This window comes from Sphingobium sp., from assembly GCF_041987595.1.
Classification (GTDB): domain Bacteria; phylum Pseudomonadota; class Alphaproteobacteria; order Sphingomonadales; family Sphingomonadaceae; genus Sphingobium.
On the sequence record NZ_JBHIWJ010000164.1, the window covers coordinates 1 to 5,136 of the forward strand.

General features: G+C 65.5%; 4 protein-coding genes and 1 pseudogene. 1 reads left to right on the forward strand and 4 read right to left on the reverse strand.

Translation table 11 applies throughout. From position 1 onward, the window contains the following. Positions 1 to 105: 105 nt before the first annotated feature. Genes ACFC3J_RS21895 through ACFC3J_RS21910 form a run of 4 tightly spaced genes read right to left on the reverse strand, consistent with a single transcriptional unit; the run spans position 106 to position 3,929 of the window. Positions 106 to 816, reverse strand: a complete 711-nt coding sequence (locus tag ACFC3J_RS21895; RefSeq protein WP_375198069.1) for a TfuA-like protein — start codon at positions 814 to 816, stop codon at positions 106 to 108. Continuing rightward, positions 813 to 1,928, reverse strand: a complete 1,116-nt coding sequence (locus ACFC3J_RS21900; protein ID WP_375198070.1) for a YcaO-like family protein — start codon at positions 1,926 to 1,928, stop codon at positions 813 to 815. The genes ACFC3J_RS21895 and ACFC3J_RS21900 overlap by 4 nt, the downstream gene beginning before the upstream one ends. A gap of 9 nt (positions 1,929 to 1,937) precedes the next feature. After that, entirely contained in the window at positions 1,938 to 2,195 is a 258-nt protein-coding gene (locus tag ACFC3J_RS21905) for a hypothetical protein (RefSeq protein ID WP_375198071.1), read from the reverse strand. 15 nt (positions 2,196 to 2,210) lie between these two features. Then, the gene (locus ACFC3J_RS21910; protein WP_375198072.1) at positions 2,211 to 3,929 is read right to left on the reverse strand and encodes a hypothetical protein; all 1,719 of its coding nucleotides are present in this window, start codon (positions 3,927 to 3,929) and stop codon (positions 2,211 to 2,213) included. Positions 3,930 to 4,127: 198 nt separating this feature from the next. Between ACFC3J_RS21910 and ACFC3J_RS21915 the strand changes: the two are divergent. Beyond that, positions 4,128 to 5,136 (forward strand): annotated as a pseudogene (locus ACFC3J_RS21915) (hypothetical protein); the annotation flags it as partial.

Here is a 5,136-nt window from a genome sequence, read left to right on the forward strand (position 1 = left end):
ACGAACCGAGTGCCAAAGCGATCAGCGACTGGATCGTCAGCCATCATCCCTTTCGCGACCATCATCCGCGATCCCTGCTGCGCGACGGGGTGCTGGCCGCCTTCGCTATGGATCGCGCGGGCGCTCCAGCATCCCTCGCAGATAGACGGTCATAGGAGGTGTTGCCGCCCCCGCGGCTGGCCCGTGCCGAAACGCGCGGGCACAGGCGATGGCCGCCAGAGCATCCCGCGCCTTGAGCCCCGGCGCCGCCGGGTCCAGCAGGTCGGGAGGGGCGTTGTGCCGCCGCGCCATGTCCGCCAGACATCGCGCGTCGCGGATGGAAAAGGGCACCGCCCGTGCGTCCTCCACCATATGGCGCGCGGTGGCGGGCGACAGGCGCCGCGCCCGCACTTCCTCGACCAGTTTCGCCCGGACATCGACAAGCGCCATCGTCAGGGGCCGATAGCGCAGTTCTTTGGGGGCATGGACGAGCGCCACCTCATCGTCGCCTGTCAGCAGCCCGGTCCGAAAGCCGTGATAGATGGCGCCAATGCCCAGCATCCCGGCGCTGTCCAGTTCCGCCGCGCGCAAGGCGCCCATGCTCGCGGCGCCGATCATCCGGAACCCCAGCGACATCAGGTGCAGGATTTCCTTGTGCCAGGGGGAGCGGACATGGCCGAAATAGCCATCGATCAGAACGATGGTGCAGGGTGCATCGCCGCACCGCCGCGCCATGTCCCCGGCCGCTGCGGGCGGGTGCAAGACCAGATCGGTGCCGAGCAATTCCGCATGGCAGCTCGGCCCCGCATAGACGTGAATCGCACTGTCCCATGTCATCCTGCCCGCTTCCTCCGACGGCGGCGTCCGGACCCCAGCCCCGGCACGAACATCCGGACCGCGTGGACATCCGGCGTGCCCGTATCCAGCCGGAAGCGGACGATGTCAGGATAGCCCGCCTCGGCCAAGCCCGCGCTCAGTTGCGCGACCGACGCGACGGGACATCGCTCCCCGACAGTGGCCGCCGGTTCGAGAATGTTGGGCCGAACCACAAAGGCCAGCGGAGGAACGGCATCGATTGGCCGGCCCGGCAGGACGCCCATCAGGTCCTCCCGCGCAAAGGCGATATTGGTCAGGCGGACCTGCGCCGCCTCCGCTACCGCGCCCCGCAGCGCCTCCTCATTGCAGAAGCCGGCGGCCACGCCCCGTGCAATGGCTTGTGGCGCGGGGAACGCGCCCGGCTCCCGCATCTCGCAGCACAGGACCCGGATGCCGGCCAGCGCGGGAAAGCGATAGAGCCAGACGGAAATGCCGCTGGCGCGGGCGCGGTCGATCAGCGCATCGAACCATGGCCAATGCCCCGGCTCGACATGGACCCGGCCCAGCCGCCAGTCGATCGTCCCGCCGCGCTCGGCCTCGGCCATCGCGTCACGCTCGACCAATTCCAGCAGCCCCTTGAGCGTTGCGGCGGCCAGACTGAAATGCGCGCCCTGACCGTTGCTGCTGATCTCGACACCGGCCGCATCCTCCGCTCCCCCGGCGAAATCGAGCAGCACCGCAGCGCGGGGCACAAAGAAGGACGAGCCATCCCCGATCCGTTCGGCACGGAGCCATTCGAGGGGCGTGTCCGCCGCCAGCCCCTCGCGCACCTCCGCGAAATCATCCGGCAATGGCGACCGCTGCATCGGATCGATCCCGTCCCACGCGCAGGATAACGTCGCGGCGCCCGGCCGTTCCGCTGCATGGACCTCTATCGCCTCCATCAGCGCGACAATGGGAGCGACCGCAGCGTCTAAGGACTTGCCCTGATGGACGCTGACTGTGCGCGACCATGGCCGCACCGCTTGCCAGACGGGTACGCCCAACCTGTCCAGCCCCGTCAGGTCCGCAAGCCGCGTGACACCGGCATGCCGCGCCGCCATGGCCAGCGAGGGCGGCAGCCGGCGCAGCATCCCCGCCCTTCAGGGCTTGATGTTCACAGGATGGACCAGATCCGGTTCAGTGACGTTCACGCGTCGGGCAAGGGCCGGGTCGGCCTCCCCCTCCATGAACTTGGTCTGATAATAGCCCTGAACGTCGGCCGTCAGCGCATCAACATCCTGCAACAGGATGCTGACATAGGTCTTGCCGCCATGCTTGATGACGAACACCGGGTTCGACACGCCCGCATCGACCTCATGCGGTGCGCCTTCATCGACGGTCACAGTCCATTTCACCATGTTCACCTCCGCTCGTTATGTAGTGAGTTCCAGATCCGTCAGAAATTGTTCGAACTCGGGATGCGCGTCCCGCAATGCCGACCCCGGATCGTGCCAGCTTGCATAATATTCCGCGAAGAACTCGCGATGCGACATCAGCGCGAATGGGTTGGGGATCAGCTTCCCCTCGCCGACCAACTCCCGGCAGTATGCGTTGACGATGGCCAGTTCCGAATATTGGTAGTTCATGAAGACGAGCCGGGGTGGCTCCCCCTCCCGCACGGGCAAGGCGAACCATTCGTCAGCACGGGTCCACCAGTCCGCACCCGTTTGCAGGTGGATGGCGCGCGCCCGCGATTCGCCGAACCAGGCGGGCTGGTCGCTCGGCCCCGTGAGATGGGACTGGATCATCACCCCCTTCTCCGGAATGCCCCGGCGACAGGCCAACCATATGATCTGCCGGTGGAGTTGCCTGTCCCCGTCCGTGACGGCGAGCGGCGCCGCATCCGCCCAACCGCCGATATCGGCGATCCAGGGGTCGATGCTCTCGGCCAGTATCTCCGGATTGTCGGCCCAGCTTTTGGGCAGGGGATAGAAGGTCCAGCCGAACATCGCCTTCAGCCAGGCATTGATCTGCGCCTCGCACCGCTCATGGACCGCATGGGCAATTTCGTGCCGCAGGGCATGGGCGAAATCGGCCCGCTGGATCACGTCGAACGACAGCAATATCCGGTCGAAATCCACGCCCCCTTCATTCGGGATATAGGCGGCCAGCACCTGCCCCGGCTCATTGTCGGCATGGATTTCCTCCAGCGACAGGCTGTCGCGGACACGCAGGCCGGGCGGCAGTTCCGCAAAGCTGCGCCAGAGTGCGAGCATCGCGCTTTTCCCGGCCTCGTCCTCTCCCAGCCGGGCCACCAGAGCCTGCGACAGGACAATCCCCGTCAGGTCCTGAAAGAGATCGGCGGCATCCGCCGTGGACATGGGCGATTTCTCCATCAGCGGCACGATCAGGACCGTCATGTCCTCCGGCCCCTCTCCCCCGTCGAGGATCGCGCGAAGCCCGGCACGACAGGCGTCGAGATGCGGGTCGCCGCCCGTCTCGACCGCGTCCAGCCAGGCGACGAAGCGCGGATGCCTTCGCCCGATGAAGCGACGCCGCCTTTTGCGGGTATCGGCGGATTGCCCGCGCGCCGTCAGGATCGCAGTCTCGACCTTTCGAATGTCGGACAAGGGCATTTCGGCGGTCCGCGACGCCTCGTCGCCACCGGGCGCGACGGAGAAACGGGCATGGGCCGTGTCCGCCCCGATCAGGCGAATATGCGCCGATGCCGGATAATCGTCTCTCACCACCAGATGGCGCTTGATCTCGCCCAGCGTCGCCGCGCCGATGTCCAGTTCATGCATCCATAACAGTTCGCGGAAGGCGTCCAGCCCCCTGACCTGCCCGAACCGCAGGCCGGGGCGATCCGCCCGGTCGAGAAAATCAGGCCGGATAAAATCGGCGGCCTCGCCATGAGGATTGACGATGATGGCCGCTCCCCGCGCAATATCGGTATAGAGAAACGGCCTGTCCGCCTCCAAGGCCCTGCCGCATGTCGTGCATTGCCCGCGATTCATCGTCCCCGATGCCGCAGAATGCCAGTAAACATCCTTTGATCGGTCGAAATGGGTTACAAATTCCATTTGCGTGGAACAGATATGGTCCACGTCTGTCAGATGATGCCTGACATCCACATTTATCATTTCGGCCATTGTCGACCTCCACCCTGAAAATAAGGGTGATCGTCCTCTATATTTTGTCAATAGTCCGGTTCCAAAATGGACATATAAGCCCCCCCCATCGTAATTTCTGCGTGATCTCTTCGTGACACGCTTTGGCCAAAGACGATCCAAGGTCTTCTTCCGTCATCAGGTCGGCAGTTCTTGCCGAATCGCGATGGGAGATTTCCGATGACCGATCCGATTGCTCTACTCGACGCCCCGATCGACTGGCACGACCCGGCGCTAGGCGCGATACTCGACGATCTGCAGGGCAATATCCTGAAAGGTCATGGCCGCGATCACACGGTGAACGTCTTTCTTCGCTTCGACCCCAGCCGCGCGGACGAGGTGCGTCTGGCGATCCACAATCTGGCGGGTCAGGTCACGTCCGCGCTACGGCAACTGACCGAGACCGAGGATTTCAAGAAATATGGACGGCCCGGCGGGACCGGCATCTTCTTCGCCATGTCCGCCGAGGGCTATCGCGCCATCGGCCTCACCCCGCCGGGCGACGCGGCCTTTCTGGACGGCATGGCGGCGCATCGCGGCCCGCTCGGCGATCCCGAGACCTCGGCATGGGAAGAGCATCTCACCGCCATCCATGCCCTCCTCATAGTCGCGGACGACAGCGACACGCTCGTCGCCAATGCGGAGGTCAGGCTGACGTCAAGCCTCGCCCAGAGCGGCATCACGATCATCGGGCGCGACGTCGGCCGCGCCCTGCGCCGTCCCGCCGCCGCCGGACAGAAGAAAGGCGAGGGCATCGAGCATTTCGGCTATGTCGACGGCCGCAGCCAGCCGCTCCTCCTGTCCGAAGAGGTGACGGAGGAAGCCGGCAAGGAAGGCCCGTTCATCTTCAAGCCCAGCTTTTCGCCTCGCGAGGCCGCGCTCGTGCCCGACCCCCATGGCGGCTTTGCCGAAAGCTTCGGCAGCTATCTCGTCTATCGCAAGCTTGAACAGGATGTCGCGGCATTCAAGGCCCATGAGGATGCGCTGGCCGACGCCCTCAGCCTGCAGAAGACCCTCGACGACGCCCGTACCGCCACCTGGCACGCGGCCGACGACGCACTGAGCTCCCATGCGGGCGCGGGTGGCGTCCACCAGGTCCGCCAGATCGTCCAGCAGGCGCATGTCCGACGTGAGCCCGCCACGCGGCCCGGCCGATTCGCCATGGCCGTACTGGTCGTAGCCCCGCACC